The following is a 25,673-nucleotide window of genomic DNA, read 5'->3' on the forward strand; positions in this document are numbered from 1 at the left end:
GGCTCCGTTCTACTCGACTGGTCCAAGAAGGATTAACGCCTTCTTTATGGAATTAATTGAACAAATGTAACAGAATTGTGGAATGAATTACTAGTTTTGAAGAAGTGGAATTTTAAGCGGGAGGAGTAAATGCTGGTGAGAATGACAGAAATACTTCCATGGACTGAAGAATGGAAGAACCTTTATTTGAAAGAAGTAAGTAAACTTCAAGAAATTTTTAAAGATGAGATGATTGAGATTTATCATATAGGCAGTACTTCAGTACCTTCAGTTGGTTATGCAAAACCAATCATAGATATCTTAATCGTTGTGAAAGATATCGAGAAAGTAAATTTATTCAATGATGAAATGTCGTGCTTAGGGTATGAACCAAGGAATGAACACGGAATAACAGGAAGAAGATATTTTACAAAAGGGAAACTGAAAAGGTCTCATCACATTCACATCTTTCAACTTGGAAATAAAAACATTAAAGCACATTTAACGTTTAAAGAATACTTAAACAATAATCCAGAGGATGCAAAAAATTACGGAGATCTTAAAAAGATATTGGCTAAACAGTTCCCTGATGATACGCATCAATATCAAAAAGTTAAAGAGAAATTTGTTGATGGGTTAATGAAGAAAGCGGTTATTTGGAAAGAAACCTAAGATTCTTGTTCCTACGCTATTGGGTGCATTTTTTTTAGAAGTAGAAATGCTCTGGCTGCTTTTCATTATTCATTTAAAATAATTAAGGCGAGGGAAGATAACATGAACCCATTATTATTAGATATCCCTTTACAATTAGAAACTGAAAGACTTATTCTTCGAGCCCCACTTCAAACTGGAGATGGAGTGATTGTGCACCAAGCCATTAAAGATTCGTTTGATGAATTAAAAGCGTGGCTTTCACTTTTTCAAGAAATCCCTACTGTTGAAGAAACCGACATTCTACTAAAGAATGCTCATATACATTTTTTAAAAAGAGAAAGTTTTCGTTTTCTTATCTTTGATAAAGATGGCGGCAAGGACTTTATAGGAACTGCGAGCCTTCACAGGATTGACTGGGACATTCCAAAATGTGAAATGGGCTACTGGATTAACACAAAACATAGCGGAAATGGATATATGACCGAAGTAGTAAAGAAGTTAGTTAACTTTGGATTTGATTACCTTGCGTTTAAGAGGATTGAAATAAGATGTGAATCAAGAAACGTTAAAAGTCGCTTTATACCGGAAAAACTAGGGTTTATTTTAGAAGGTACTTTAAGGAATGATGATCTATCCGCAGATGGCAGCATGCTGACTGACACTTGTATCTATTCTAAAATAAATTAACATTACTAAGAGTAAAGGCAGCAAGTCTTCAAGAAAAGGGTTCTTTAAAGGAAGAATAAACTAAATAATTGTCTAAGTATGAAATGTTATTGTAGCAAAACAAGGAGTATACCAATGAATAATTATATTGAACGTATTAATGAAGTCTATCCTGAACTAATAATTAAGGATGTTTATCCAAATGATATTGGTCAAAATAATGATGTTTTAATTATAAACAATTCTCTTGTATTTAGATTTCCCAAGTACAGTAAAGGAATTGAAAGTTTAAAAGAAGAAACTAAAATCTTAGAATATATTAGTGGCACAATATCAATACCAATTCCATATCCCAAATATAAGTCGCTTCAACTATTTGAACCTGGTAAAGTATTTACTGGTTATGAACGAATAGAAGGTAATCCTTTATGGAACGAACATTTAATCAAAGTTAATCAAGTGGATTCTATGAAACTTGCAAAACAACTTGTAACATTTCTAATTGAAATTCATTCCATATCACAAGAGAGTTTGGATAAGTATCTAAATTTAAAAGATATTCATCCTTACGAAGAAATGAAAGAACTATTTAGTAATATACAAGACAAGCTTTTTCAATTTATGAATGAGAACGCTCAAAGAGATATTATCTACTCATTTGAGACTTTCCTTAATAATGAAGAACACTTAAAAACAACCCTTATACATGGAGATTTTGGAGCTTCGAATATCCTATGGAACACAGAAAATCTTACAATTTCAGGGATAATAGACTTTGGTAGTACCCGTATTGGTGATCCTGCATATGATTTTGCAGGAATTCTATCAAGTTATGGTGAGGATTTCTATAACAAGTGTATAGATCTTTATCCAAATGGTTCAAAAATAGCTAAACGTGTTACATTTTATAGGAGTACATTTGCTTTACAAGAAGCGTTACATGGTTTAACAAATAACGATGATCGTGCATTTGAAAACGGAATAAAAGAGTATCGCTAACTATTACTGTCGATTGCTTATGAACCTATTTACATAGATAGTTATTGCTCATTTAACACAGGGGTACGTTAATCTAAGAAGGATTAACGTCTTTTTTTTGGAACTTATTTAACAAACGCAGGATTGTGGAATTAAGATGAACATAGAATATTAAAGAACAAACCTTAATTAAATAGTCTCGAAACGTCTGAAGAACTAAGTAAGGAGTATTAAAATTTACTGAAAAGAGGGATGTTGTGAAAATCTGGATTTCATTAATAGCAGGGTTAGTGATTGGAGTCGTACTTTCTTACTTTTTCCTTAATTATAATGGTTCGAGTATAAATGAAGTTGGTAAAAACGGCGAAATAATTAAAACCACAAACGAATTGGATTTTAATTTGATAACCAATAGCTTTTTAATTATAATTTCTGTGTCGATTTTGATTTATGTATTCTGGACATTGGTTGAAAAAAAGGGAAGAGAGGTTTAAAACATTTATTCCAGAACGGGTGCATTTCTTCAAGAAGAGGTGTGCTTTTTTATTGGTTACAATCTAAGAAATAGACGTATTATTATTGATTATGATGATGAATATGGTACTGGCGTTAGTTTCAATAATATTTCTTAAAATGATGAGAGTAAAAATATTAAATAGTAATGTCATGAAAAAAACATGGATTCTCCATTGTTAATATATGGAGTAAAGATAAAATGAATATTAATAATGTATAATTTTGTAAGGGGGTTTAATGTGCGAAAAATAATCTTACCCACATTTACTATATTACTTGTGCTATTAGTTCTAACTAAATCCCTATATGTTCAGTATAATGAGCTATTCTTAATAATAGGGGCACTAATTATTTTAACTACAACCTATAACTTTGTTAATATTCGAGAGAAAAACGTGAAGATTCTTTTGCATACAGCAATTATCAGCTACTTCTCATGTTGGTTATTATGCATAGCTGATATAATAATTGATCATTATTCACTATCTAAAGGACAAGAAGATGGGGTTCCAATGACAATTGGATTTAAGATAGATGAGTTTAGTGAAGATATGTTATTAGCTAATTTGGTCTGTATGCTTATCGTAATTATCATCACATTTATTACTACTAAGACTATTTCATGGATGGTTAGTTCAAGAACATACTAATTGTGGAAAGAGGTAAAGATGAAAAAATTCAGGTTATTGTTACTTGATTTAGATGATACTTTGTTAAAAAACTCTTCCTGGTATTATGACGGATTAACTCATTGTTTAGCAGAACATCCACTTACGAATCAGTTAAACGCGACTACGGTATTAGATATGTTAAAACAACCACCAAGATCTTTAATAGATAAGTTGATATCTGGTGAATACAGTCCATCTGAATTTAAGCGAGTAAGATGGGAGCTTGTATTAAAACAGTTTAACTTAAAAATGGATAAGGATGCCTTAAATGAGTTGGACAACTACTTCTACCAAACGAGCATGAACTTCATAACACCAAATGAAGAAATAAGAAGTTTAGTAAAAGAGCTGAGTGAAAACTTTGACTTAGGGATCGTCACAAATGGTCTATATGATCCACAACAAAAGTTAATCAACATGGGATTAGGAGATATATTTAATAATGACAACGTTTTTCATGCTGAAAAATTAGGTTATCGAAAGCCCGACCCTCGGATTTACTACTATGTGCTAGACTATTTCAAACATGAACCGAGTAAGACGTTATTTATTGGAGATTCATGGACGCATGACGTGATCGCTCCCATGGAAATTGGTATGGAAGCCATTTGGATAAATCATAGAAATGTGTCAGCCCCCACATTACATAAGCCATTTGCAGTTGTATCAGATATCATAAAGATACGAGACATTCTACTGAATACAGTAAAGGAATAAGTACAGTTCAAGGAAAACTGCTCTTTTTATTGAACTATTTTAGGGGGATTTGGGGATCTTTTGTATAAAGAAAATATTCTTAACAATAATGGTATTACTAGCTGCATGTAATCAAAATAGCTGGAGTGAAAGTCCTTTATTTATTTTTAGTTTTATTTATCAGGAAGGATCTTAAATATGAACAAAACAAGATACATAATCATTCTCACGGCGATGATTCTTGTGCCTTTATTATTAACAGGCTGTATAGGCGAGGATTATTATGAAAGTCCACCAGAAGCATTTCTTCAGGTGGGGGATGAGTTGTACAAGCTTAAAGAAGGAAATCGAAAATGGAACTTTACTGACGAAGATTATGATAAAGAATACATAAATTTAAAAGAACTTGCTGCTAAGGAAAAGCAGATTTTCGTTAAACCTGGTAGTAGCGGTTTCTTAATTATTGAACAAAATGAAATCGAAGGGATATATCCATATTCAGGAGTTAGCATTGGTGTTGTAGCTCGAAAAGGGGACGATCTTACAATGCTTAATGATGCTGACAAAACGTTCTTTTTCCCGAAAGAAAAGGGTAATTATGTTCTAGAAATAGACTTTGATTCTGATCAAGGAGACACAGAGTTCGTTGCTAACATTAAAGTAGAATAGAGGATACAAGGAATTTTTGAGAAGCATTTCAACGTAACTAATTATCTAACATATTTCAATTCATTATGTAAATTCTAAGTGGCTTAACCTAGAGGGTTTGTTATAATGGTCAGCATAATCTACTAAAAGCGAGTGATTGATTTGGATTCTACAGAACGCGAATTATTGCAACTTATTGAAAAAAACGGACGTCTTGAAACAGCAACGATCGCAAAGTTAATGGGAATAACAGAGGATGAAACAAAACAAATCTTAGAGAAACTCGAAAACGAGAAAGTGATACTGGGCTATTCGGCCATTATTGACTGGACGAAAGGTACCGAGGATGGAGCTGTAACAGCCATGATCGATGTAAAAGTCACACCAAAGCGAGGTGTCGGCTTTGATAAGGTCGCAGAACGAATCTACCGTTTTCCTGAGGTGAAAGCCGTATATCTCATGTCTGGCGTATACGATTTGTCGGTGTCGATCGAAGGTAAGACGATGGCAGAAGTTGGACGATTTGTATCTGAAAAACTTTCGACTATCGATTCAGTCATCTCAACAACTACTCATTTCATTTTAAAAAAATACAAGCATGACGGCCTTGTATTTAGTGATAATGATGAAGATAAACGAATTGTGGTGTCGCCATGATTACTGAACCTACTTCAAAATATTTATCAAATACGGTGCAGTCCATTCAGCCGTCTGGTATCCGTCGTTTTTTTGATCTTGCTTCCTCTATGGAAAACGTTATTTCTCTAGGCGTTGGTGAGCCAGATTTCGTTACACCTTGGAACGTAATAGAAGCGAGTTACCATTCATTAGAACAAGGCTATACGGCTTATACAGCCAATGCCGGTTTGTTTGAGCTCCGAAAAGAGATCTCTCGCTATATGAAACGACGGTTTGGTGTTACGTATAGCGCTGAAGATGAAATGGTCGTTACAGTCGGTGCATCACAGGCGATTGATATAGCTTTGCGTGCGGTCGTTAATCCTGGTGAGGAAGTTATCGTTGTTGAGCCAAGCTTTGTTTCTTACGCACCAACGGTCACATTGGCTGGCGGAGTCCCTGTTCCGGTAAATACGTATAGCGAGGATGATTTTAAGCTTCAGCCTGAACAAATAGAAGCGGCTATCACTGACAAAACGAAAGTCATTATGTTATGCAGTCCGAATAATCCAACAGGAACTGTTTTGTCAAAAAGCGATTTGGAAAGAATTGCGGAGGTCGTGGAGAAACATGACCTGCTCGTTATTTCAGATGAAATATATGCTGAACTCACGTACGATGAACCGTATACAAGTTTTCCAGCTATAAGAAATATGCGCGACCGCACAATCTTGATTTCTGGATTTTCAAAAGCTTTCGCCATGACCGGTTGGCGTTTAGGCTTTGCTTGTGGACCTAAAGCTATTTTACAAGCCATGCTAAAAATACATCAGTATACGATGATGTGCGCTCCTACAATGGCTCAGCATGCGGCTCTTGAAGCTCTCGTTAACGGGCAGAGAGATGTAGTCAAAATGAAAGAAAGCTACCGGCAGCGCCGCAGTTTAGTTATTCATGCTCTAGAGGAGATGGGTTTATCGTGCCATGTTCCAGGTGGCGCTTTTTATGTATTTCCCTCAATTGAAAAGACGGGACTTTCATCTGAAGAATTTGCAGAACAGCTGCTGATGAAAGAGCAAGTTGCAGTTGTACCTGGTAGTGTTTTTGGCGAGAGCGGAGAAGGGCATGTTCGTTGTTCTTATGCGACCTCTGTTCAAAAGCTTGAAGAAGCAATGCGCAGAATTGAGCGGTTTTTACAAACGTTATAAGAAGATGGTTCGTGAAGGGTACATTTCTAGAACAAGGAATGTATCTTTTTTATGGAAAATTGAGTTGCAATTGTTGGTATTACGTTAATTAAACGTTTTACAAAGTTTAAAGAAGAAATAGAAATTTCACAATTGAGAGGGGATATTCATGAAAGTACAAATAATTGGTGGGTCAGGGACAGGCAAAAGTACATTAGCAAAATATATAAGTGAAAAAGAAAATATTAAGTGGATAGATACTGATTATTACCTTTGGAAGGACGATTCATTTTTAGAAAATCATCCGATTGATAAACGAATTGAAATGTACAATAGAGATATTATTTCGAACGATAGTTATATAGCTTCAGGTTCCGTTTTCATGTGGCTCCCAGAAGGTTTTAGTAACCGTGACCTTTTAGTATTTCTTTCCCTTGATGAAGAAATTCGAATGAAACGTTTAAGAAAAAGAGAATTTGAGAGAAATAGTCGCATGTGGCTAGATGAAAATAAGGAGTACACAAATAACTTTTTAGAGTGGTGTAAAACGTATTGGGAAGAAAAAGATAAGAATATGGCAGGGACATATTCGGAACAAGCCTATCAAATGAAAATATCAAATAGTCCTGTTTTAAAGCTCGACGCAACGAAACCTCTTGATGAACTTTATGCTGAAATAAGAAGATCGGTTCGTAAAGAAAAGTGTTAAATACAAACATTCTCAATCAACTTAAAGAAGGAAATCTCCTTACCGATAGGGAAGTAATCGTGAGTTAAAAAGGAGAGTGAGAGTATGAATTTGTTCAAAATTCAGTATGACTGGATTCGTTTAACGAGAGAGACTCTTTTTCAATATTGCGAGACGTTATCTCCAACCGATTATGAAAAGAAACTTGATGGATTTAGTGATGAGTCTATTCTGAGCTTACATGCCCACGTAGCGGGTTGTTACCAAGGATGGCTTGGTGCACGTGCTCTTGGAAAATCTCTGCCAGATATTACGCCTGAGTCCATACATAACGTACAGGAGATGCGTGAAATTTTCAGGAAAACAGATGAACTGGTATATGAATTTCTAGAAAAATTTGAAGACAATTGGGATCAATCGGTAGAAGTGACATTCAGAAATGGAAGTCAAGCAGACTTTACGGCTTTATGGCTATTTACGCACACGATGACTCATGAATTCCATCATAAAGGACAGATTGTGAAGATCGGCAGACAACTTGGATACGCTCCGCCAGATACAGACCTCATCGAACCGATGATAAAAAAACCTGCAAACCATTAGGAGGTCATGTACACATGAGCCGAGCAGAATTCTTAGTAAATGTGTTAGACTCGACGTTTGATAAAGAGAGTTGGTATGCGCCACTCAAAGCTTCAATGGAAGGATTAACTGCTAAGCAAGCGAGCTGGAAACCGCCGGGAGAAGCAACAAAATCCATCTGGGAGAATGTCAATCATCTTATTTATTACAAAGAAAGACTTGTTGCGACCTTGGAAAATCGTGAGTGGAAACGAATAGATGGGAACGACACCTTTTTTATTACAAAAGTAACAGAAGACGATGATGATTGGAATCTGACAATCGAGCGGGCTGATAACGTGCACAACAAACTAAAAGATTTACTCATTAAGATGAGTTCTGAAGATTTTAAAGAGAATGGATTAGAAAGTGATCTCATCGATATATTTCTTCACGATGCTTATCATACCGGTCAGATCATGTTATTAAGAAAAATGCAAGGATCATGGCCATCTCATCGTTGACTAAAGATAGAATATTCTCTTCTGTAAGCACATTTATTTAATTCATAAATGTGCTTATTTTTATTGCTCAATTATGTAGGAAAGATTGACATAATCGTAAAATTAACATAATATGTAATTAGATATTTAGACATTTATCTAAATTTCTAATAATGTAATTCATCCAGAGGTGACATGATGTCTATTAATGAAGCGTTTAAAGCATTATCCGATCCGACTCGGAGACAGATCCTAACATTGTTGAAAGAAGATGAGCTTACAGCGGGAGAAATCGCTTCACATTTTGACATTCAAAAGCCAAGTGTGTCACATCATCTGAAAATATTAAAGCATGCTTCATTAATCGATGATGAAAGAAGAGGACAGCATATCTATTATTCTTTGAACACTACGGTTTTTCATGAACTTATGAGTTGGTGTTTCACGTTTACAACTAAGGAGGGGAAATGATGAAAAAGTATGGGTGGAGTTATCTTCTTATTGTACTTAGTGTATTAATTGGTGTAATTGCTTATCCTTATTTGCCCGATCAAATGCCGATGCATTGGAACATCCACGGTGAGGTGGATGAGTATTGGGATAAACAAAATGCTGCATTCTTTCCACCACTTTTAATGATAGTAATGATGGCGTTGTTTATCTATATGCCGAGAATTGATCCGAAGAAGGAGAACTATAAGAAATTTTCTGGCAGCTATCTTATTTTTATTACAATAATGAACGCGTTCTTCTTACTTCTTCAATCCGTAACCATCGGCTATAGTCTAGGTCTTAATATAGACATCTCATTAGTCGTAAACTTAGGGATTGGGTTACTTTTTATCGTACTCGGAAATTATCTGCCACGAATTAAACATAATTATTTTATCGGAGTCCGCACACCATGGACGCTTGCGGACGAAAAGACATGGAGAAAGACACACCAGCTAAGTGGGAAACTCTTTGTAATTGCTGGAATTCTCCTTGTCGCGAATTCGTTTTTGCCAGGTATATATAAATTTACGGGTATGCTAGTAGTGGTGGTCGCAACCGTATTGATTTCAACCATTGCTTCATATATTTTTTACAATCGATACAAAAATGTAAGCAGTAATTGATCGAGTCATATTACCAAGAGGAATGAAAGAAACCATAAACACGACACAGTTTTTCCGTCTGCAAAACGAGTCATTATAAAATCAAATCTTTAAAATATGTGCTAGCAAAAAAGCTCGAGATGTGATTAAAAGGGGAAAGATTAGACATACTAAAACAGAATTTTTTTACCATAGGAGGAAACATAATGACAAATCGCAATGGTAGTGAAGGAAGTAAAAATCAAGGCTCTCCTAAAGCGCAACATGATCAAGAGTTCAGCAATGAGTTAATGAGTGGCGATAATAACAAAGGAAATGAATATCGTTCTCAAATAGGTAGTAAATCAAAAAATAAATCAAAGTAAACGTAACGAAAAAAACGTGAGATGTAGTAGACCTCACGTTTTTTTGTTTTCAGCTGAAAAAATCGCCGCAACTAATCGCTAATCAGCTAATTAAGATCGAGGGCCCCATCCGCCTAAATATTGTTGAACCCACCATGGTATCCCTTGTGGACCGCCTTGGCCCATTTGACCACCTTGCCCCATCTGTCCACCTTGACCCATTTGACCGCCTTGACCCATCTGTCCGCCTTGGCCCATTTGTCCACCTTGACCCATTTGACCCATTTGACCCATCTGGCCCATCTGACCGCCTTGGCCCATCTGACCGCCTTGGCCCATTTGTCCACCTTGGCCCATCTGACCCATCTGACCCATCTGACCCATCTGGCCCATGCCAGAACCGAAGACAGGAGGAATAGGTCCTTGGTAAGGAGCAATTCCGTACATATCTGTTTCGTGGACTTGTAACGCTCTTACTCCACTTGGTGTAAAAACGTTAAGTGTTGCCATCTTGCTCGCTTTATCGTATTTAACAACTTGTGCCACAACCTGCCCATAACCTGTAATGGCAGTAGTAATATATTGACCGACAAATTGTTCGATTGTTGAACCTGGTACTAAAAATGCTCTTTTATTTTGAAACAAAAAAACCCATCCTTTTATAAATTTTATTCCGTATATATATATGTTCATTGTAAAGATAAGTATGGACGAGAACCTAAAAAATACGATTATTTAAGGGGTAAAGAAAATGAATGAACAGCAACTTAATAAATATTCTTGTTGATTCGTCATAAAGAAGGGAGCTTATTAAAATATTTTATGTACTGATGTCTATACAAAAATTAATGTAAATTCATATACTTTAACAAATATACGCTATTTTGAAAGGATTGCTTTTTTTGTTTCAATACTCTAGATTGAGTGCTCAAGAAGTAAAAGATATTCTTAACACTGGAAACTTTTATGGGACAACTAATATAGTGGGTTATGGTCAAGCTATTGTTAGAATCTTAGATTATTATTTGAACCTTCAACAAAACACGGGATCAATACAATTTTTAATATATACCCCTACAGAAGATATTAAGATTGCTGTATCTATAGAGGACGTAATGGGGTGGACTCCTTATACTGGTCCTATTCCTCCTCAATTCGGACACCAAGGAGGTCTTCCAGGCGGCATGGGCGGCCAGGGATATGGTCAAGGTCAAACTTTTCCATCTGGTGGAAGTCAAGGCACTCCAGGTGGTTGGGGTACTTGGGGTTATTAATCTTCAATTGAAAATAGATATAGATCTAACGAGAAGAAGCTGCTGTGAACAGCCTCTTTTTTTTTAACTCAAGAATTTTTAGGAACGAAAGCTTTTGGTTTATATACAAATGCCCAACTACATATGCAAACTTCCTTGCAGTCTTGGATGTGGTCGGTTGTGACCGACCGGAATCTGTAGCAGACTGGTCGTGTCTTTGTGATAGAGTTGGTGAAGTTTATCATACGAAGCTACATCAAAACCAAGTATAGGATGGCCGTTCATGTCTCGTATAGAGGCAGCGAGGAGCAATTTATGAGCGAGAATGCCAACTTCCATGTGCTGAATCCGGTGACCTCGAAAACCGTACAGCTTTCGATTATGATTTCTGCTGCCGCTAAAATTAAAGGAAAGTGGTATTTGTGCCATGTTTACAAAATCGGAAAGAAGACCATCTTGTTGAGCAGTTCGATAATCTCCTAGCGAAATCAGCTTTATCTCATGAGTAGAATCAATGACTCTATACATGCCGTTAGAAAGTCCCTCTACACCATATGAGGTGAATTGAAGGGAAACACGGGAAGTAAGGCAAGAAATTTCTTGATCTAAATCGTTCCGATAGTGGCTCATTAAACGTAGATCATTTAAAAGATTAGAAACGGTTTCGGTTTGTAATGGTTTTAATACAAAATCTTGTCCTGGGGAATATCGATCTCTGCATGCTTTTACAAATGAATAGAATAAATCGTTTTTTTGCTGCAATATTACAAGAGATGGATCATTGTTTTTAGAATGCTTCATCTTATTTTTTGAAAAAGAATGTAACATACATGCTTCGTTTAATTTACACAGCATGTGATAGGGGCGTATAACTTTTGACTTCATGTAATGATGATGATGTATGGGCTCAAGCTTTGCACTTAATTTTTCGGTGGTGATCTCGGCGTCTTCTGTATCGTTAAACCACTTCATCTCTTTATCTACAGAAAGGGGAAGGACTGCATATACACTTTCTTCATCCGCATGAATTCCAAGTAGATGGTTGACTGCTCCGTCTAGGAATTGATAATAAACACCAGTCTCGAACCCCTTACGCTTTCCGACTTCTAACATCTGACCGATTAAAAAACCTGCATCTAGTCCTTGAAGACGATAAGAGAAGTTGTGATATTTAAAGAAGTTCTTCCAAAAGAAAGTAGAAACAAAAACGACAGCAAAACATTTTGACACGTTGCAACGACTTCCTAATGCTTGATCCAGATAACCGTCAAAGTTCCCTTCACGCAAACAAATTAACGCATGATGTGCGACGTCGTAATGATAGATGCCAGTAGGTAGTTCTTGTAACTTTAGATACAGGTACACTTCACTCGGATAGAGTGCACCTCCAGAAGGAGCATAACGACGATAAGTCATCCATGTTTCAGCTGTATCCATTGAAAGAAACGACTCACTGATTTGTGTGATTCCATATGAATACAGAAGAAACTGACTTAGATCAGCTAATATTGGTTTATTACTTGTTGAGAGAGTGTCTGAATGATTGGTACTCAATTCAACTACGGGCAGACCTGATTTGTACAATTTATAGGGAAGCGGGGCATCTTCCCAGTTTACCTCCCAATCGGGCGGTGTTATCTGATCGGTCTCGTAATGAAGTTTGTATAAAAACTCATCGAGGTTCATCATCAATGCCCCTTTCTTTTAAAGTTTTTACGGAAACGGATGAGGATGTTGATTCAGTTCGTCAGGCGATAACGGTTGTTTCACATATCCGAGCTTCATCGGAACAGTGAATACTCGGTCCAATCCTTGTAATCGGGTGAGATGATGTCCGAACGTCATCGGCAGCATGCCAGGTATGATCACTTTTACACAATGTAGGCCGTTCCGTTTTAATTCTGGTCCGGTCTGATCAACAACGATTACGTCAAGGTTCAGTTTCTTGAAGGTATCTAGCACACTATTAAGGTCCTCTAACAGATCGAGAGTATGGCGAACAGGCTTGAATTCTTCTTCAAAGTCTCTAACTTTCCGTTTATCTAACAAAAAGTACATCCTTTTTTCAGCTTCTTTTAAGCCATATACCATTGAGTGATCTTCCATATGACGAACCAGGTTAGAGTCTCTATACATCTTTTCGTATTTCTTCCGGTCTTTAACAAAGCTTTCTTCCATATTAAGCAGCATGCCCGATAGCTCCTGAACCGCTCCCTTAGCTGCTCTCAGTGGATCGAGGTGTGCACCTGCTGCGCAAAGCAGATTCAAGCCATCTTTCTTTGTATTCTTTGCCATGGCCCAAATACTTGGAATTTTGTTTTCAGTCGTAGCATTGAATAAATGAATTTCAAAACCTGTCACATGTTGGATACGCTGAACCATAAGCTGAAGCTCAGTATCATCAATTGATTTCATGTCAAGACGAGGAATAGGCAGTTCACCGTACCAAGTCATAAGAAAAGCGTCGCGTTCCACGATTTCAAAGATTCCGTACAGAATGGCTTCTTCCAAACTTCCTCCGACTGCACAGCCGTTTGACGTTTCATAAACAAAGCCCTCTCCACCACCCATGCTGTAATAGGCGAATGTTTCAGGTACTAAGATGGGTCGGTCCTTAGATAATGAATAGCCCCACACCCAATGGATCGAACGGTCTGGATCGAACGGCTGAAAAGGAAAATGGTGCTGACTGTATTGTTTCTGTGAATGAGTTCCGATCGATAGAGGATTCATCGCTACATTTTTCACTTTGTTGTAGGGTTCATAGACAATCGTTTGTTTACCTCGTGGCGCATAACCAGAATACCGTTCAAGCCCCTCCAAAATGCCCGCTTGTTCACTATGCAGATACGAATGTGTCCGGCCAGCATTTAGTTCGTTACCAGAGAGCAGCGGAAGATTAACGACGGTGTCCGCGAAAGGGGAAATCAAGTCATATCTTTTAAAGTTAAGAAGACCTGTGCGATTATCTAAATAATTTCGGCTTAATACGTTTTGTAGCTCATCTATTGAACGGCAACGATAGACGTCTCTTGAAATTTTCGGACTGAATTGCAGCGAAATCTTGGCGTAATCATCGGTATCAAGAGGGATGTCACCGCATGTTTCACAATATGGATCGGGTAAAAAGAAATGCTTTGATAGTTTATACGTTTGTAGATGCATCAAAAAGACATGTTCGGTTGTATGTGCTGCACCATCGTTCATGAAACGCTCTACCTCATTACAAACTAGAGTAGCCGTTTGACTGAGTGCTAGATTTGTTGCCCAAGGATCTTGTAAGAACTCTTGTTGTGACATCTGATAGTCTTTCATACGAAAATGCTCTCTACGATCCTGCCCGGTGATGAAAAAGCGAAGGTCTGCACATTGTGAGCAGCCCTGTTGATTTGGAAGTGCGAGAGGGCCAACATGTGCTTCACCAAAGAAAACAAAACCACGCAGCCAAGGCAGGTTGCTTGCTCGGAAGATTTCTTCTGCCTTCAGATGTTGAGCTGGATTCCAACTATCATGAAGAACCAACGCGAGCTTTTCGTCATTACTAATTTCCGCATCTTCTACCGTATTGTAGCGAGAAATCATGTAAGTTTCATTTAGTTGCTGATAGACATCGTTTGCAAGACTACTATTTCCAATGATAATCATTTTTTGAGTCATGACTGGACCTCCGAAGAGAGTGTGATTCCATACAAAGAGGTATTGTCGTTTAAAATTGATTCTGCATGAAGGGTGTAGAACTGGGCGTTGAAGTTGTTATCTTTTAACGTTTGTAGAGCTGTTGTTAAAGTTTCTGTTATAGAGACTTCTTTTTGTTCTGGAAAATTTATCATTTTTAGCTCGCTGTTTGGAATAATAGTAGATGAGATTACGCAGTTCATGCTTGAAACATTTTCTTTATTTTGCCGATGCATGAGCGCTCCTTGAAGTGCATTCTGTAATGTGAGTTTCTCGTTAAGACCTACACTTCCGTAGAACTTCTCATTCTGCTGCACCCAAATAACAGGAAAACCGAGCACTTTTTCTCCAAGGTAGAGTATAACTTCACCACCTAGTGTAGAGAGTGCTGAAATCATAAACAATGAATATGAGTCTTTTATCGAAGGTAGATCAAATTTCGCGGCAACTTGAAACTTGTCTTTAGATTTCATAAAGATTTCTTGAAGACTGTTTTGAAGTGCTCTACTCATTCCTTCTGCTGCCGTACGGCCGGTTCCAACATTCATAGCTTCTGGTAATTCTTTAAATAAATTCTTAACGTATGTTTCAATTCCTGAAAGACCTGCTTCTAAACGCGCATCTTCATGTGTTCTGCCAGAGCAAGTGATGATCGTTGAGGGGTTCTCCCAAAAAGGATCCGCTACTTTTACTTTGCATTGTGACAAAGGCAGTTGAATTAAGTCTTCTTCCTCAAACATATGAAAAATCCCAGTCTCACTAGAGGTAATCTGATAAAACAAAGAATGCAGGTCAAGCTCACGGTTTGATGATTTCTTTAGAAATGATAGAGGGTTGTCGATATGCTCAATCTTCATTTTTTTGTTCACTAACGGATGAGGAGAAACCGGATGCCAGCTTCCTTCCAACGTTTCCACGTCCAGTTGATAGATGGCGTTTTCGTGATTTTCCTGTACACCAGTAATCTTTTTAAACAACTCGAAAACAGCGACGTTCGCGAGCATCATAGAAACTGTACGTGTAGATGATGTCGCAAAATTCTCTTTGTAATCTTTGTTACTTAACCGTAAGAAGGCAGATCTCCAGCAAGCGGCAGATTCAGATAGAATGAAAGGGCCGACGAATGCATGATTGTTTTGTAACGTTACGGGTAGAAATGATTTTGAGTGACTGCTGCAGATATTTTGAATCATGGAGAGCTGTTGTGTGTCTTCGTTTTCATGGCCGTACAATACGTAATCAAAGTTTTGTAGATCATTTATACATGTGTCAGGTTTTAACGGGGTGAGTGTAATGTTAGGTTGCGGTTCGGCAGTTGTTGCCGCTTCTATAATTTTCTGTAGCTTATTAATTTCACTTCGTTCTAAGTTCGTGTGAAGTAAGGTGAACGCAGGAAGCCCTGATTGTACGAGTGATTGTGTGAGTGAGTAGAGAAGTTGACCACAACCAATTACAGCGATCTTTGACTCACGATAGTTTTGAAATCGGTGCGCACCCGAATGACTAAGGTGATCGATAAACTCAATCTGTGAAGCATATTTTTCTAAAATTGAAGTTGGAAGCTGATGCGGAAGGTCCTGGCTTGTGTCGCGAACAAAACCATTCGTATATAACACTTCAGCAATCTTAAAGACTTGTTCTTTATATGGATCAGGCAGGCCGTCCGTAATTGCCTCCATTGAACGGCTGCCATCTAACATGGGCATTAATTTTTCCAGCCATTGCTCTATCGTATTTCCTTCCATTTGAATAGAAGTGATGTTGTTACGGAGATAAACGCCTCCATTATTTTGCGGATAGACGAACGTGTCTCTGTTCATTTTCAAACACATTGAGAGAGTGACGCCTGGCATGATACCCCTCCTTAACCTAATGCTCATCATCTATGTCTATGGATTTTGCTTGTCCATTATGTCACATTGTTATTTCGTAATTGAGGAACGTGAATATATAACCAATTACCGTGAATAAATAACTATTTACCGTGAATATATCCCGGATTACCGTGAAATTAATTGAGATTACCGTGAATATATTTATGTATGTCATTTTGAAAAATACATTTAAAGGGATTGTCTACTTCAGGGAGACGAAATCGTGATTGCAGAGGTGTCAGAAATTAAAATAGAGGACCGATGCTCAAAAGCTTGAGCAGAGCCCCCTGAAATTTCTTCGAACAATGCATGTATCTGATTATCTGCCTCCGCAACGGCCGCCGCAGCCGCCACAGCGTCCACCGCAACCACCACAACGTCCTGCGCAGCCGCCACAACCGCCACAGCCTCCGCAACGACCAGCACAACCGCCGCAGCCGCCACATCCAGCACATCCGCCACAACCTGCGCAACCTGCACAAAAGTTAAAACAGATTCCGATTACACAGCCCGGAATGATAAGCCGAGGGTCTTGTGCTTGCTGATCTTGGGGATGATGTGGCTGACCACCACTAACCTGAAAGTCTCCAGTACTTAACCCATCCAAGTTCCATTGGTGTTTATTATCCAATACAAACACCTCCTTGTTTTTTGTCAGATCTAGAACGAGTAGAGAATCTCTGCTCGAATTCCTCATAATAAAATATGGAAACAGCCTGTCCATCGTTACAGGATTGGGTGCTGGAAATAGAAACAGCCTGTGTTTGAGGTTAAACACAGGACATTAGCAAATCGTAATGATTAAAATGTGCTGGTGAACGATTAGTTTTATGCGAGAAATGTTATTTTAGAGCGCTTTTATACGTTTTGAAGGGTTCAGCGAGTTGTATTTAACAGAAGGTATGTAATTTAAGACTATATAGATGGGTGAACCATATTGATTTTATATACCATTAGGGGTATTCAACCTCTTTATTCATGAGATTTATAAAATAATTCTAGAAATTTCTGCATTAATCCGGCGAGATTGAACAATAATACGGCGAGTTTTGGTCATATATCGGCGAGTTGCTAATTCTCGACAAATTCTGCGAACTGCATACTCCCACCATAGATCGTTTTTTAACCCACTACTTCATAAAACCAGCTTTATGGGGGCAACCATTTGTAAAATCTCTCACCTGCAACACTCACATAACCTTTACAACACACAAACACTATCTAAAAATAGCCTTGCTACTCTTGAACTTGTAACAAACAAATATTACATATCTAAGGAGGGGTAGCTAGATGAGTTCAAAACAAGTGAATCGTCGCGATTTTATTAAAATTGGAGGAGCGAGCACGTTGGCATTAACAATAGGTTCACTCGGTGATACTTCCAACTTGTTCACTGAAAAAGTTCATGCAGATCGAAAGGAACAAAAAGTTCTAAAGTTTCATTCTGATGGCACATTTAAGGTCGTTCAGTTTAACGATACGCAAGATGATGAGCGTATCGACCGTCGTACCATTGAGTTGATGGAAAAAGTGCTGGATGCTGAGAAACCAGACTTTGTTGTATTGAATGGAGATAATATCACAGGTGGATGTGACACTGAACTTGAAATGAAACAAGCGATGAACAACGTTGCAGGGCCGATGGAGAAGAGAGGCATTAAGTGGGCCATTACATTCGGAAACCATGATGAAGATTCAACAACGAAAAGCGGCGTGGACGAGAAGAAGATGCTAGCGTTCTATCAATCTTACAAACACAATTTGAACGAAAAGGGAGCGAAACACATCACAGGAACCGGCAACATGAACCTTCTCGTGTGGGACGCGAAAGGAAAGAAGCCCGCTTTTAATTTCTGGTTGATGGATAGTGGACGGTACGCACCAAAAGAGATTGTGGGTCAAAACTTTGAGGGCTATCCGACATGGGATTGGATTCGTTTTGACCAAGTCAATTGGTACAACGAAACGTCTCAAAAGATCGAAAACCGTTTTGGTTTCAAGGTGCCTTCTCTCATGTTCATACATATTCCGCTGTGGGAGCATCGATATATGTGGTACTCGAGTGTGGATAGCCGTACCGAAGCTGATCATGCGCGAGCTAAAACCAAACATCAGATCACTGGTGAGAGAAATGAAGAAGAATGTCCAGGACCGGTCAACTCTGGCTTATTCTCAGCTATGCTGCACCGTGGCGATGTAAAAGGTGTATTTTGTGGACATGACCACATTAACACGTACGCTGGAAACTATTATGGCATTATGCTAGGTTATGGCGGAAGCGCGGGATTTGGAGCGTACGGACTTCCTGGTGAGGAGAAGAACAGACTTCGCGGAGCTCGAGTATTTAACTTAGATCTGAATCAAGAAAATGTTCTAAAAGACACACGCATGCTGTTTGCAAAGAATTATGGCATCGATCTATCGCCAAACGATCAAAGCATGGACCCCGCTCCTTTACCAGGAGAAAAACAACCTGTTATGCAATAGTGAATAACAGTGAGAAATAATTATATTTTACTATAATGGTAGCTACTAGAATAATTAACTGTAAAATACCAGACTATCCACCTATAACCAAGGTCTAGATTATGTTTAATTGCAAAATATCAAAACCACTTCGTGAATATATGTTATAAAATTATAACGATTCAAAAAACTACATATTGGAGGATTTAAGCATGTTGAAGAAATCGATGGTGTGTTCGTTTATTTTTACACTGGTTATGACTTTTGTTTTCGTTTCATCTGATGATAATCAAAAGGCATGGGCGCTACCACCTGGAACGCCTACTAAATCAGCTGCACAATCTCAGTTGAACGCATTAGTTGTTAAAACAGAAGGTTCAATGACGGGCTATTCTCGTGATTTGTTCCCGCACTGGTCCAGTCAAGGCGGAGGATGTGATACACGTCAAGTTGTTCTTAAGCGTGATGCGGATTCATTTAGCGGAGATTGTCCTGTAACATCTGGCAGCTGGTACAGCTATTATGACGGTGTAACAATTACGAATCCATCTGATCTTGACATCGATCATGTCGTACCATTAGCTGAAGCGTGGCGTTCTGGTGCAAGCAGCTGGACAACAGACAAACGTGAGGATTTTGCAAATGATCTTACTGGACCGCAACTTATTGCCGTGACGGCAAGTTCGAATCGTTCAAAAGGAGATCAGGATCCATCAACATGGAAGCCTACTCGTACTGCTGCTGGATGTGGATATGCAAAATGGTGGATTCAAACAAAGTACACCTGGGGATTAAATCTTCAATCAGCGGAAAAAACACAACTTCAAAGCATGCTTAACACTTGCACGTATTAATTAATTTTTGTATAAACAATGTACTAACTTGTTTTAAAGAAAGGAGCTGCTCCAATGGAAGAGAAATCAACTGTCTTTACCGCAACGCATGGTGTAATGACTACAGAGGTAGGGGTAATCAGCGGGGAGCTCGAGCTTAAGACAAGCTGTAATGAAGAAGGTATTCTAAAGCTCGCTATCACATATGTGGGAGCCGCAGAGTGGTATACGCTTCCAGGTGAAGAATATCAATTGCACGATTCACGCGATCACGAGGTTGTTCACCGTATGTTGGCTAAAGTGCTGGAACGGGCTTAACAAGTTTTATCAAATATTTCGTATTCGTAGAACCGCCTGAAATTAGGTGGTTCTTTTTTAATGATAATGAAAATGGTATATTTATTTTTTGAAAAGTCATTAGAAAAATGCTTATTACATAATTGCAGAATGAAGTCTTTTGATAGAAGGAGATACACATGATTACGAGGGAAAGTCTAGAAAATCAACAAATATGGATTTATGGTATTTCATTACTAATAGGTGGTTTTATTGGACTCACTTTTAAAAGTTTCGGAGCTGGACTCCAATGGACGATCTCTCCACTAATCGCTATTCTCATGTACGGGATGTTCGCCCAAATTCCTTTCTTAAAACTAAGAAAAGCTGTTTCAAACATCAGATTTATGCTAGCTTTATTAATCGGTAATTTTGTATTCGTACCAATCATTGTATGGGCTTTAACTTCTATTTTTCCTCAGCCAACACCAGTATTATTGGGTATCTGTTTAGTTCTTCTTACGCCGTGTATTGATTATGTAATCGTCTTTACTCAGCTAGGCAAAGGAAATGAGAGGTTGATGCTTGCTTCTACACCTATTTTGTTTATTGTACAGATGGTTATACTGCCTTTTTATCTATGGATATTTATTGGTGAAGAGATGATGTCAGTCGTACAGATTGAGCCATTTGTTGAAGCTTTTCTTTTATTGATCGTGGTGCCTCTATTATTAGCGGTTATCACACAACTATGGGGAGAAAAGAAGGCGATGGGAGTTAAAGCGATGAAACTTACAGCTTGGTTACCCGTTCCGTTGATGGCTGCTGTCTTAATCGTCGTTGTGGCATCGCAAATAGGTAAAGTATACAAAGATCTCAATATCATTATGGAAGTCGTCCCCATTTATCTATTGTTTTTAATTATCATGCCTATTATTGCTCGCATAATCGCACTGATATTTTCTTTAGACACAGGTGCAGGAAGAGCATTGATCTTTAGTATGGGAACGAGAAATTCCCTTGTCGTTCTCCCGCTGGCACTAGCATTACCAGAGTCTTGGCGAACAATAGCAGCTACCGTAATTGTGACGCAGACGATCGTTGAACTGATTGGCGAATTGATCTACATAAATTTAGTACCAAACTGGATGTTAAGAGATCCTAAAATAAAATGAGCATAGAGAAAAAGGCAGGGAGTGCATCCCTGCCTTTTTCTCGGTTTCATTCTGCTAACAATTAGGGGTTAAGGTCTTGCATTACATGTTTCGTGCGTTAAACGATAAAAGTGGATGTATACATAAAAATATTTCTTATGAGCAGAAAGATGAGATTACAGGCGGTTGTACAAACGTATTGTAGTGGAGCGAATAAGCTATAAAAGGCATGTTATGTAAATAGAAAAGGTGATCATTAACAATGAATAAAAAAACAATTAGCCCTTTTTTCTTTAACTCGTTTCCTAAAAGTGGAACACATCTTATGTTTCAAATATTAACGGGAATTCATTCCGTCAGATTTGATCAAAATCTGCATCTGTACGAAGGGGTTTCTAGACAATTAGCAGAACATCAGCGCGAGTTAGAAAAATTAAGAATCAATGAATTCTTGTCAGGGCATATCTATTATTCGACTGCATGGGCTAAGCTTCTTCAAAATCTTAATATGAAACAAATCTTCCTCTATCGAGACTTACGCGATGTTGTAGTCTCTTATAATTATTATATTGAAAAGATAAACGCTCCACTTCATCAATACTTTAAACAGAAACAACTATCTAAAAAGGAACGAATGCTTTCTATCATTAGAGGAATTCCTGAATTGGGTCATCAAGATATTCACGATTGGTTTTCTGAATTTAAAGGGTGGTTAACTACACCTAACGTACTTTCCGTTAAGTTTGAAGATCTATTACGAAGTGAAGAATCATTAGACAGATCCGTTCAGAAAATCGTTCAGTTTGTTACAGAAGATAAGAAAGAGAACATCGATCATACGGTGATAAGACGTGCCAAAGAAAATATTTCAACTCAAGACTCTGCTACGTTTAGAAAAGGAACGATTGGCAATTGGAAAGAAGAGTTTGATGAAGAGATTATCATTGCATTTAAAGAAAAGGCTGGCCAGTTGCTCATTGAATTAGGGTATGAAAAGAATTTACTTTGGTAATTACGATATTATATTAAAAAGGAGAGGATGTTCTCTCCTTTTTAGTTTGTATATAGAAAGTAATCGTGAATCCCTAATAACCTACTTTTTGTTCTGTGTGACTAACTCCTTACGAAAATGAATATCTGCAGCATCTGGAGTCGGTAATTCCTCCCAGCGAAACAATTCTTGATAGCCATGACGTTCATAGAAGCCTGGTGCTTGAAATGTGAAAGAAGTGGTGAAGACGTGTGCGCAACCTCTTTCTATAGCTGCCTGTTCAAAATCATGTAGCAATTTTGTACCAAGACCATCTTTTCTCACATCTTCTCTGACCCATGTCATAGCGATGCCGGCAGCAATTCCCCACGTCCATCCACTCATCCCAGCAGCAAGTTGGCCATGACTATCTAGAATTTGTACCGTCAACTCCCGTGCAGGCGAGATCCCCGCTGTAGCTTCGGCGTTAACTTTGTCCAACTCATCAGAAAGTCGTTGATCTAGCTCAGCATTTCCTTCTCCAACAATCAATTTGTAATTTTCATTCATTTGTTCTATCAACTCCTTCAATAGTTAGAAAAATTAGAATTATTATGTACATAAATAGTATATCAAAAGAGAGAATTAGTTGTTCGAGTAGAAAAATAAATGAATTGATTGGAAATCCACAGGAGAGTGTAGCAAACGGGTGCCTAATTTATGTACATGAGACATCATAGGTGTTCAGTTTCAACTCCAAGGTGGTTAAACATTAATTATGGGTGTAGTTCTGTAGAACATAGGTGTTCAGCACGATGTTAAAGGTGAACACAACTTATTTACGGGCGAACGTGTAAGAATGATAAATCCACGTACCGTAAAACTCTATCCCAAAACATAGCAAAACCCCCGAAAACCATGATCGGGGGTTCCATTTAGAAAGAGTAATTACACTTTGGAATTACTTCTTTTTGCTTTTTTTCTTACATTTCTTGTGCTTTTTATTACAATCACATTTTGTCGGAGCACCAGGATCGATCACTTCGTGAATTACTTTCTCCTCATAAACGTCACGGCGAACATATTTAATGTGTTCACGTTTTACACGAATAACAGGATGAACGAATGTGACTTCTTTCTCTTTGTAACAATCCTCAATAATATAAATAGGATCGCAACAGATTACTTTTTTCTTCTTTTTCTTACAATGCTTGTCTTTACTCAAGATAGCACCTCCTACATTTCATACTTTAGTAGATGCAGTTGGAGGGTAAAATGATCTAGACAAGTCACTATTTTTAAAAATTATAAGGAAAAGTCCTATTTTTAAACATCCCAAAAATCACTTAATTTTGCTGAGTCTTCTTTCTTTTTGACAATACTTAATACGACTCTCATTGTAGTACCGTCTGGTCTATAATGAGGATCATTTAACAGTTTCTGCACTTGATAGGAAGGAAATTTACTAGCTTCTTGCAGCCATTGTAGATCTAGATTGTGTTTTTGAATCCACGTATTTAATTTTGTATTCATTATTGTCTCTCCTATAGAGTCATTATGTTTATAATAATATATCATCACTTTAATTAAAGTTCTACAAATTTTGTACATGCATTAAACATCGAGGTGTTCGACTTTATGTATAAAGGGTTTATTGATGCTAAGTTGAACTTTTAATAGGATAACTATCGAGTATGGGGGACACAAGATGAAGACGAACATTTATATTAAGCCGCTTTCTATAAGTGATCTGCAAGCTTTGTTAAATATCGAAATGAGGAACAAAGAATTTTTTCAGCAATATTCACCTGATCGAGATTCTAACTTTTATTCAATAGAAGGGCAAAAAAATCGATTAAATGAGATCAATGAACGAAAAGAAAAGGATTTGGGGTACTCGTTTGGAATTTTTCTTAATGATACAGACGAACTGATCGGACAGATTGGTCTTTTCAAGATTGAAAGAGGTCCTGCGCAAAAAGGGATGGTAGGGTATTCTCTCGATAAAAACTATAACGGTAAAGGATATATGACAGAAGCTTTACCGCTTATTATAGATTTTGCGTTTAAAGAGCTTAAACTTCATAGAATCGAAGCAGAAGTGATGCCTCATAATATCGGATCCATTAATATCTTATTGAAAACCGGATTTCATAAAGAAGGAATTTCAAAGAAAAATGTGAAGATAAATGGCAGGTGGGAAGATCATCAGGTTCTTGCCATTATTAATGAAGAGGACATAGAAATTTAACTTGTATTAGAGCAGGCTGCAACCTTTACAGCCTGCATTATTTTACTTTTTACTCAATGTGATGCTTGAGAATCAGTGCGTTTATCCAATTCCATTTCACCGTTCTCGGCCATCGCCAACTGATTTGCATAAGCTGCGCGTGCAAGCTCATACCTCACTCTTTTGCTGGCATCCACAAAATAAGCTTCCTTTACAAGACCAGAAAGGGAATACCGATGTCCTTTGTAGTCAACGTTTAATTCGGTAATTTGATTGAACTTAAAACCCTCCACGGGCTCACCGTTCAAATCCTTTAAGAGGTAATCGCTATATTTCTCGTTGCACGTTCTTGCTACATCTTCCATTACTTTAAAAGCATCGTCAGGGTTTTGTCTATAGTTCAAAATTAGACTTTCGTTCACTCGGCGCATCCCACGGTTTCCGTTCTGAAGCTCATTAATACTTCCATGGGAAACCGTATAGAGGTAACCATCATATTGACGAATCTTAAGGTGACGCATGCTGATCTCCTCAATTTTCCCTTGTCTGTTGCCGTTAATGATGACATAATCGCCAAGGTTGATCTGTCTTTCAAACAAATAAGCAAGCCCCATAATATAATCACGGATAATATGCTGGAAAATTAATGCCAGGGCACCGGCTACAACGACTGAACCTGTAACGAGCCTAGTTAACTCGAAGAAATGGCTTAGGACATAAATGAAGAAGAACACCAAACCAAGCACCTTAAGAACTTGATCAGTAAAATGCATTAGTGTTTCTTCACGATTTTCATCTAGAAAACTTGTTTTATCAAAGAAAAGTTGAACAGATTTTCTGATGAAATAGGCAATCAATACAATTAAAACAGCTACAATAAAAATTTTTACAGGTAATTTGTTAAGCAACTCTAAATTAATCATTCTTTCAACTCCCACTCTTACACTATACCAATAGAATGCGAATAAAAAGAAAAATTATTTTCTACTTCTAAAAGGACCTAAGAAAATATTGCGAGAAAGGGTAATCATAGAAAAGATGCTAAACGAAGAGAACATATCGTAACTACAAAATGCGCTCATTTTTGTGCACGTGGTTGCTTCCATGTACAATTGAAGAGTAGTTAGTAAAATAGT

At 37.7% G+C, this 25,673-nt stretch carries 30 protein-coding genes; 21 read left to right on the forward strand and 9 right to left on the reverse strand.

Going from position 1 to position 25,673, the window contains the following annotated elements:
• Positions 1-129: 129 nt before the first annotated feature.
• The 14 genes from P4V41_RS12715 (at position 130) to P4V41_RS12780 (ending at position 9,827) form a co-directional block, all read left to right on the forward strand.
• Positions 130-651 (forward strand): GrpB family protein, encoded by a 522-nt coding sequence (locus tag P4V41_RS12715; protein WP_328085340.1) that lies wholly within the window; start codon positions 130-132, stop codon positions 649-651.
• A 102-nt stretch (positions 652-753) separates the two neighbouring features.
• The gene (locus tag P4V41_RS12720) at positions 754-1,320 is read left to right on the forward strand and encodes a GNAT family N-acetyltransferase (protein WP_328085342.1); all 567 of its coding nucleotides are present in this window, start codon (positions 754-756) and stop codon (positions 1,318-1,320) included.
• 114 nt (positions 1,321-1,434) lie between these two features.
• Positions 1,435-2,298, forward strand: coding sequence for an aminoglycoside phosphotransferase family protein (locus tag P4V41_RS12725; RefSeq protein ID WP_328085344.1), 864 nt, complete (start codon positions 1,435-1,437; stop codon positions 2,296-2,298).
• Between the two features lie 236 nt (positions 2,299-2,534).
• Positions 2,535-2,771: a hypothetical protein gene (locus tag P4V41_RS12730; RefSeq protein WP_328085346.1), complete on the forward strand. Its 237-nt coding sequence runs from the start codon at positions 2,535-2,537 to the stop codon at positions 2,769-2,771.
• A 690-nt stretch (positions 2,772-3,461) separates the two neighbouring features.
• A complete protein-coding gene (locus tag P4V41_RS12735) occupies positions 3,462-4,181 on the forward strand; it encodes an HAD family hydrolase (RefSeq protein WP_328085348.1) in 720 nt (239 codons plus the stop codon).
• 177 nt (positions 4,182-4,358) lie between these two features.
• A complete protein-coding gene (locus P4V41_RS12740; RefSeq protein WP_328085350.1) occupies positions 4,359-4,829 on the forward strand; it encodes a hypothetical protein in 471 nt (156 codons plus the stop codon).
• Positions 4,830-4,964: 135 nt separating this feature from the next.
• On the forward strand, positions 4,965-5,465 hold the full coding sequence (locus P4V41_RS12745) for an Lrp/AsnC family transcriptional regulator (RefSeq protein WP_419181312.1): 501 nt from the start codon (positions 4,965-4,967) through the stop codon (positions 5,463-5,465).
• Entirely contained in the window at positions 5,462-6,634 is a 1,173-nt protein-coding gene (locus P4V41_RS12750) for an aminotransferase (RefSeq protein WP_328085353.1), read from the forward strand. The genes P4V41_RS12745 and P4V41_RS12750 overlap by 4 nt, the downstream gene beginning before the upstream one ends.
• Before the next feature lie 148 nt (positions 6,635-6,782).
• Complete coding sequence (locus P4V41_RS12755) at positions 6,783-7,322, forward strand: AAA family ATPase (RefSeq protein ID WP_328085354.1); 540 nt, start codon at positions 6,783-6,785, stop codon at positions 7,320-7,322.
• An 84-nt stretch (positions 7,323-7,406) separates the two neighbouring features.
• On the forward strand, positions 7,407-7,904 hold the full coding sequence (locus P4V41_RS12760; protein WP_328085356.1) for a DinB family protein: 498 nt from the start codon (positions 7,407-7,409) through the stop codon (positions 7,902-7,904).
• A gap of 14 nt (positions 7,905-7,918) precedes the next feature.
• The gene (locus P4V41_RS12765) at positions 7,919-8,386 is read left to right on the forward strand and encodes a DinB family protein (protein ID WP_328085358.1); all 468 of its coding nucleotides are present in this window, start codon (positions 7,919-7,921) and stop codon (positions 8,384-8,386) included.
• A 177-nt stretch (positions 8,387-8,563) separates the two neighbouring features.
• Positions 8,564-8,836, forward strand: a complete 273-nt coding sequence (locus P4V41_RS12770; RefSeq protein WP_328085360.1) for an autorepressor SdpR family transcription factor — start codon at positions 8,564-8,566, stop codon at positions 8,834-8,836.
• Positions 8,836-9,483 carry an SdpI family protein gene (locus P4V41_RS12775; RefSeq protein WP_328085362.1) on the forward strand — a complete coding sequence of 216 codons (648 nt, stop codon included), beginning with the start codon at positions 8,836-8,838 and terminating at the stop codon, positions 9,481-9,483. The genes P4V41_RS12770 and P4V41_RS12775 overlap by 1 nt, the downstream gene beginning before the upstream one ends.
• Positions 9,484-9,668: 185 nt before the next feature.
• A complete protein-coding gene (locus P4V41_RS12780) occupies positions 9,669-9,827 on the forward strand; it encodes an imidazoleglycerol-phosphate dehydratase (protein ID WP_328085364.1) in 159 nt (52 codons plus the stop codon).
• A 90-nt stretch (positions 9,828-9,917) separates the two neighbouring features.
• Here the strand turns inward: P4V41_RS12780 and P4V41_RS12785 are convergent, their stop codons facing one another.
• Positions 9,918-10,451, reverse strand: a complete 534-nt coding sequence (locus P4V41_RS12785) for a hypothetical protein (protein ID WP_328085366.1) — start codon at positions 10,449-10,451, stop codon at positions 9,918-9,920.
• Between the two features lie 257 nt (positions 10,452-10,708).
• Between P4V41_RS12785 and P4V41_RS12790 the strand changes: the two genes are divergently transcribed.
• Entirely contained in the window at positions 10,709-11,080 is a 372-nt protein-coding gene (locus P4V41_RS12790) for a hypothetical protein (protein WP_328085368.1), read from the forward strand.
• A 117-nt stretch (positions 11,081-11,197) separates the two neighbouring features.
• Here P4V41_RS12790 and P4V41_RS12795 read toward each other — a convergent pair whose 3' ends face one another.
• The 4 genes from P4V41_RS12795 to P4V41_RS12810 form a co-directional block, all read right to left on the reverse strand.
• On the reverse strand, positions 11,198-12,745 hold the full coding sequence (locus P4V41_RS12795) for a SagB family peptide dehydrogenase (RefSeq protein ID WP_328085370.1): 1,548 nt from the start codon (positions 12,743-12,745) through the stop codon (positions 11,198-11,200).
• A 27-nt stretch (positions 12,746-12,772) separates the two neighbouring features.
• A complete protein-coding gene (locus P4V41_RS12800) occupies positions 12,773-14,716 on the reverse strand; it encodes a TOMM precursor leader peptide-binding protein (protein WP_328085371.1) in 1,944 nt (647 codons plus the stop codon).
• A complete protein-coding gene (locus P4V41_RS12805; protein WP_328085372.1) occupies positions 14,713-16,587 on the reverse strand; it encodes a bacteriocin maturation protein in 1,875 nt (624 codons plus the stop codon). Before P4V41_RS12805 ends, P4V41_RS12800 begins: the two co-directional genes overlap by 4 nt.
• Before the next feature lie 340 nt (positions 16,588-16,927).
• Positions 16,928-17,239, reverse strand: a complete 312-nt coding sequence (locus tag P4V41_RS12810) for a hypothetical protein (RefSeq protein WP_328085374.1) — start codon at positions 17,237-17,239, stop codon at positions 16,928-16,930.
• A 659-nt stretch (positions 17,240-17,898) separates the two neighbouring features.
• On the opposite strand from P4V41_RS12810, the gene P4V41_RS12815 reads away from it, so the two are divergent.
• From P4V41_RS12815 to P4V41_RS12835, 5 genes are all read left to right on the forward strand, one after another.
• Entirely contained in the window at positions 17,899-19,095 is a 1,197-nt protein-coding gene (locus P4V41_RS12815; RefSeq protein ID WP_328085376.1) for a metallophosphoesterase family protein, read from the forward strand.
• 191 nt (positions 19,096-19,286) lie between these two features.
• Complete coding sequence (locus tag P4V41_RS12820) at positions 19,287-19,928, forward strand: HNH endonuclease family protein (RefSeq protein ID WP_328085377.1); 642 nt, start codon at positions 19,287-19,289, stop codon at positions 19,926-19,928.
• Positions 19,929-19,982: 54 nt separating this feature from the next.
• Positions 19,983-20,225: a hypothetical protein gene (locus tag P4V41_RS12825; RefSeq protein WP_328085378.1), complete on the forward strand. Its 243-nt coding sequence runs from the start codon at positions 19,983-19,985 to the stop codon at positions 20,223-20,225.
• A gap of 158 nt (positions 20,226-20,383) precedes the next feature.
• Positions 20,384-21,358: an arsenic resistance protein gene (locus P4V41_RS12830; RefSeq protein ID WP_328085379.1), complete on the forward strand. Its 975-nt coding sequence runs from the start codon at positions 20,384-20,386 to the stop codon at positions 21,356-21,358.
• A gap of 241 nt (positions 21,359-21,599) precedes the next feature.
• On the forward strand, positions 21,600-22,349 hold the full coding sequence (locus tag P4V41_RS12835; RefSeq protein WP_328085380.1) for a sulfotransferase domain-containing protein: 750 nt from the start codon (positions 21,600-21,602) through the stop codon (positions 22,347-22,349).
• Positions 22,350-22,430: 81 nt separating this feature from the next.
• On the opposite strand, the gene P4V41_RS12840 is transcribed toward P4V41_RS12835, so the two are convergent.
• The 3 genes from P4V41_RS12840 to P4V41_RS12850 all read right to left on the reverse strand — a co-directional run bounded on the left by P4V41_RS12840 (position 22,431) and on the right by P4V41_RS12850 (position 23,840).
• The gene (locus P4V41_RS12840; RefSeq protein WP_328085382.1) at positions 22,431-22,877 is read right to left on the reverse strand and encodes a GNAT family N-acetyltransferase; all 447 of its coding nucleotides are present in this window, start codon (positions 22,875-22,877) and stop codon (positions 22,431-22,433) included.
• A gap of 391 nt (positions 22,878-23,268) precedes the next feature.
• Positions 23,269-23,532 (reverse strand): hypothetical protein, encoded by a 264-nt coding sequence (locus P4V41_RS12845; protein ID WP_328085384.1) that lies wholly within the window; start codon positions 23,530-23,532, stop codon positions 23,269-23,271.
• A 101-nt stretch (positions 23,533-23,633) separates the two neighbouring features.
• On the reverse strand, positions 23,634-23,840 hold the full coding sequence (locus P4V41_RS12850) for a hypothetical protein (RefSeq protein ID WP_328085386.1): 207 nt from the start codon (positions 23,838-23,840) through the stop codon (positions 23,634-23,636).
• Positions 23,841-24,015: 175 nt separating this feature from the next.
• Between P4V41_RS12850 and P4V41_RS12855 the strand changes: the two genes are divergently transcribed.
• Positions 24,016-24,558, forward strand: coding sequence for a GNAT family protein (locus P4V41_RS12855; protein ID WP_328085388.1), 543 nt, complete (start codon positions 24,016-24,018; stop codon positions 24,556-24,558).
• A 53-nt stretch (positions 24,559-24,611) separates the two neighbouring features.
• Here the strand turns inward: P4V41_RS12855 and P4V41_RS12860 are convergent, their stop codons facing one another.
• Positions 24,612-25,460, reverse strand: a complete 849-nt coding sequence (locus tag P4V41_RS12860; protein WP_328085389.1) for a mechanosensitive ion channel family protein — start codon at positions 25,458-25,460, stop codon at positions 24,612-24,614.
• Positions 25,461-25,673: the final 213 nt, after the last annotated feature.

It is taken from the genome of Fictibacillus nanhaiensis (assembly GCF_036213205.1).
In the GTDB taxonomy this organism is placed as follows: Bacteria; Bacillota; Bacilli; order Bacillales; family Fictibacillaceae; genus Fictibacillus; species Fictibacillus nanhaiensis_E.

Bases quoted from the DNA above. Each gene is read 5' to 3' on its own strand.
- P4V41_RS12860 (WP_328085389.1), bottom strand. From the start codon at position 25,460: ATGATTAATTTAGAGTTGCTTAACAAATTACCTGTAAAAATTTTTATT.
- P4V41_RS12830 (WP_328085379.1), top strand. From the start codon at position 20,384: ATGATTACGAGGGAAAGTCTAGAAAATCAACAAATATGGATTTATGGT.
- P4V41_RS12835 (WP_328085380.1), top strand. From the start codon at position 21,600: ATGAATAAAAAAACAATTAGCCCTTTTTTCTTTAACTCGTTTCCTAAA.
- P4V41_RS12800 (WP_328085371.1), bottom strand. From the start codon at position 14,716: ATGACTCAAAAAATGATTATCATTGGAAATAGTAGTCTTGCAAACGAT.
- P4V41_RS12825 (WP_328085378.1), top strand. From the start codon at position 19,983: ATGGAAGAGAAATCAACTGTCTTTACCGCAACGCATGGTGTAATGACT.
- P4V41_RS12820 (WP_328085377.1), top strand. From the start codon at position 19,287: ATGTTGAAGAAATCGATGGTGTGTTCGTTTATTTTTACACTGGTTATG.
- P4V41_RS12855 (WP_328085388.1), top strand. From the start codon at position 24,016: ATGAAGACGAACATTTATATTAAGCCGCTTTCTATAAGTGATCTGCAA.
- P4V41_RS12740 (WP_328085350.1), top strand. From the start codon at position 4,359: ATGAACAAAACAAGATACATAATCATTCTCACGGCGATGATTCTTGTG.
- P4V41_RS12715 (WP_328085340.1), top strand. From the start codon at position 130: ATGCTGGTGAGAATGACAGAAATACTTCCATGGACTGAAGAATGGAAG.
- P4V41_RS12795 (WP_328085370.1), bottom strand. From the start codon at position 12,745: ATGAACCTCGATGAGTTTTTATACAAACTTCATTACGAGACCGATCAG.
- P4V41_RS12735 (WP_328085348.1), top strand. From the start codon at position 3,462: ATGAAAAAATTCAGGTTATTGTTACTTGATTTAGATGATACTTTGTTA.
- P4V41_RS12815 (WP_328085376.1), top strand. From the start codon at position 17,899: ATGAGTTCAAAACAAGTGAATCGTCGCGATTTTATTAAAATTGGAGGA.
- P4V41_RS12725 (WP_328085344.1), top strand. From the start codon at position 1,435: ATGAATAATTATATTGAACGTATTAATGAAGTCTATCCTGAACTAATA.
- P4V41_RS12750 (WP_328085353.1), top strand. From the start codon at position 5,462: ATGATTACTGAACCTACTTCAAAATATTTATCAAATACGGTGCAGTCC.
- P4V41_RS12780 (WP_328085364.1), top strand. From the start codon at position 9,669: ATGACAAATCGCAATGGTAGTGAAGGAAGTAAAAATCAAGGCTCTCCT.
- P4V41_RS12805 (WP_328085372.1), bottom strand. From the start codon at position 16,587: ATGCCAGGCGTCACTCTCTCAATGTGTTTGAAAATGAACAGAGACACG.
- P4V41_RS12765 (WP_328085358.1), top strand. From the start codon at position 7,919: ATGAGCCGAGCAGAATTCTTAGTAAATGTGTTAGACTCGACGTTTGAT.
- P4V41_RS12760 (WP_328085356.1), top strand. From the start codon at position 7,407: ATGAATTTGTTCAAAATTCAGTATGACTGGATTCGTTTAACGAGAGAG.
- P4V41_RS12775 (WP_328085362.1), top strand. From the start codon at position 8,836: ATGAAAAAGTATGGGTGGAGTTATCTTCTTATTGTACTTAGTGTATTA.
- P4V41_RS12850 (WP_328085386.1), bottom strand. From the start codon at position 23,840: ATGAATACAAAATTAAATACGTGGATTCAAAAACACAATCTAGATCTA.
- P4V41_RS12720 (WP_328085342.1), top strand. From the start codon at position 754: ATGAACCCATTATTATTAGATATCCCTTTACAATTAGAAACTGAAAGA.
- P4V41_RS12755 (WP_328085354.1), top strand. From the start codon at position 6,783: ATGAAAGTACAAATAATTGGTGGGTCAGGGACAGGCAAAAGTACATTA.
- P4V41_RS12770 (WP_328085360.1), top strand. From the start codon at position 8,564: ATGTCTATTAATGAAGCGTTTAAAGCATTATCCGATCCGACTCGGAGA.
- P4V41_RS12840 (WP_328085382.1), bottom strand. From the start codon at position 22,877: ATGAATGAAAATTACAAATTGATTGTTGGAGAAGGAAATGCTGAGCTA.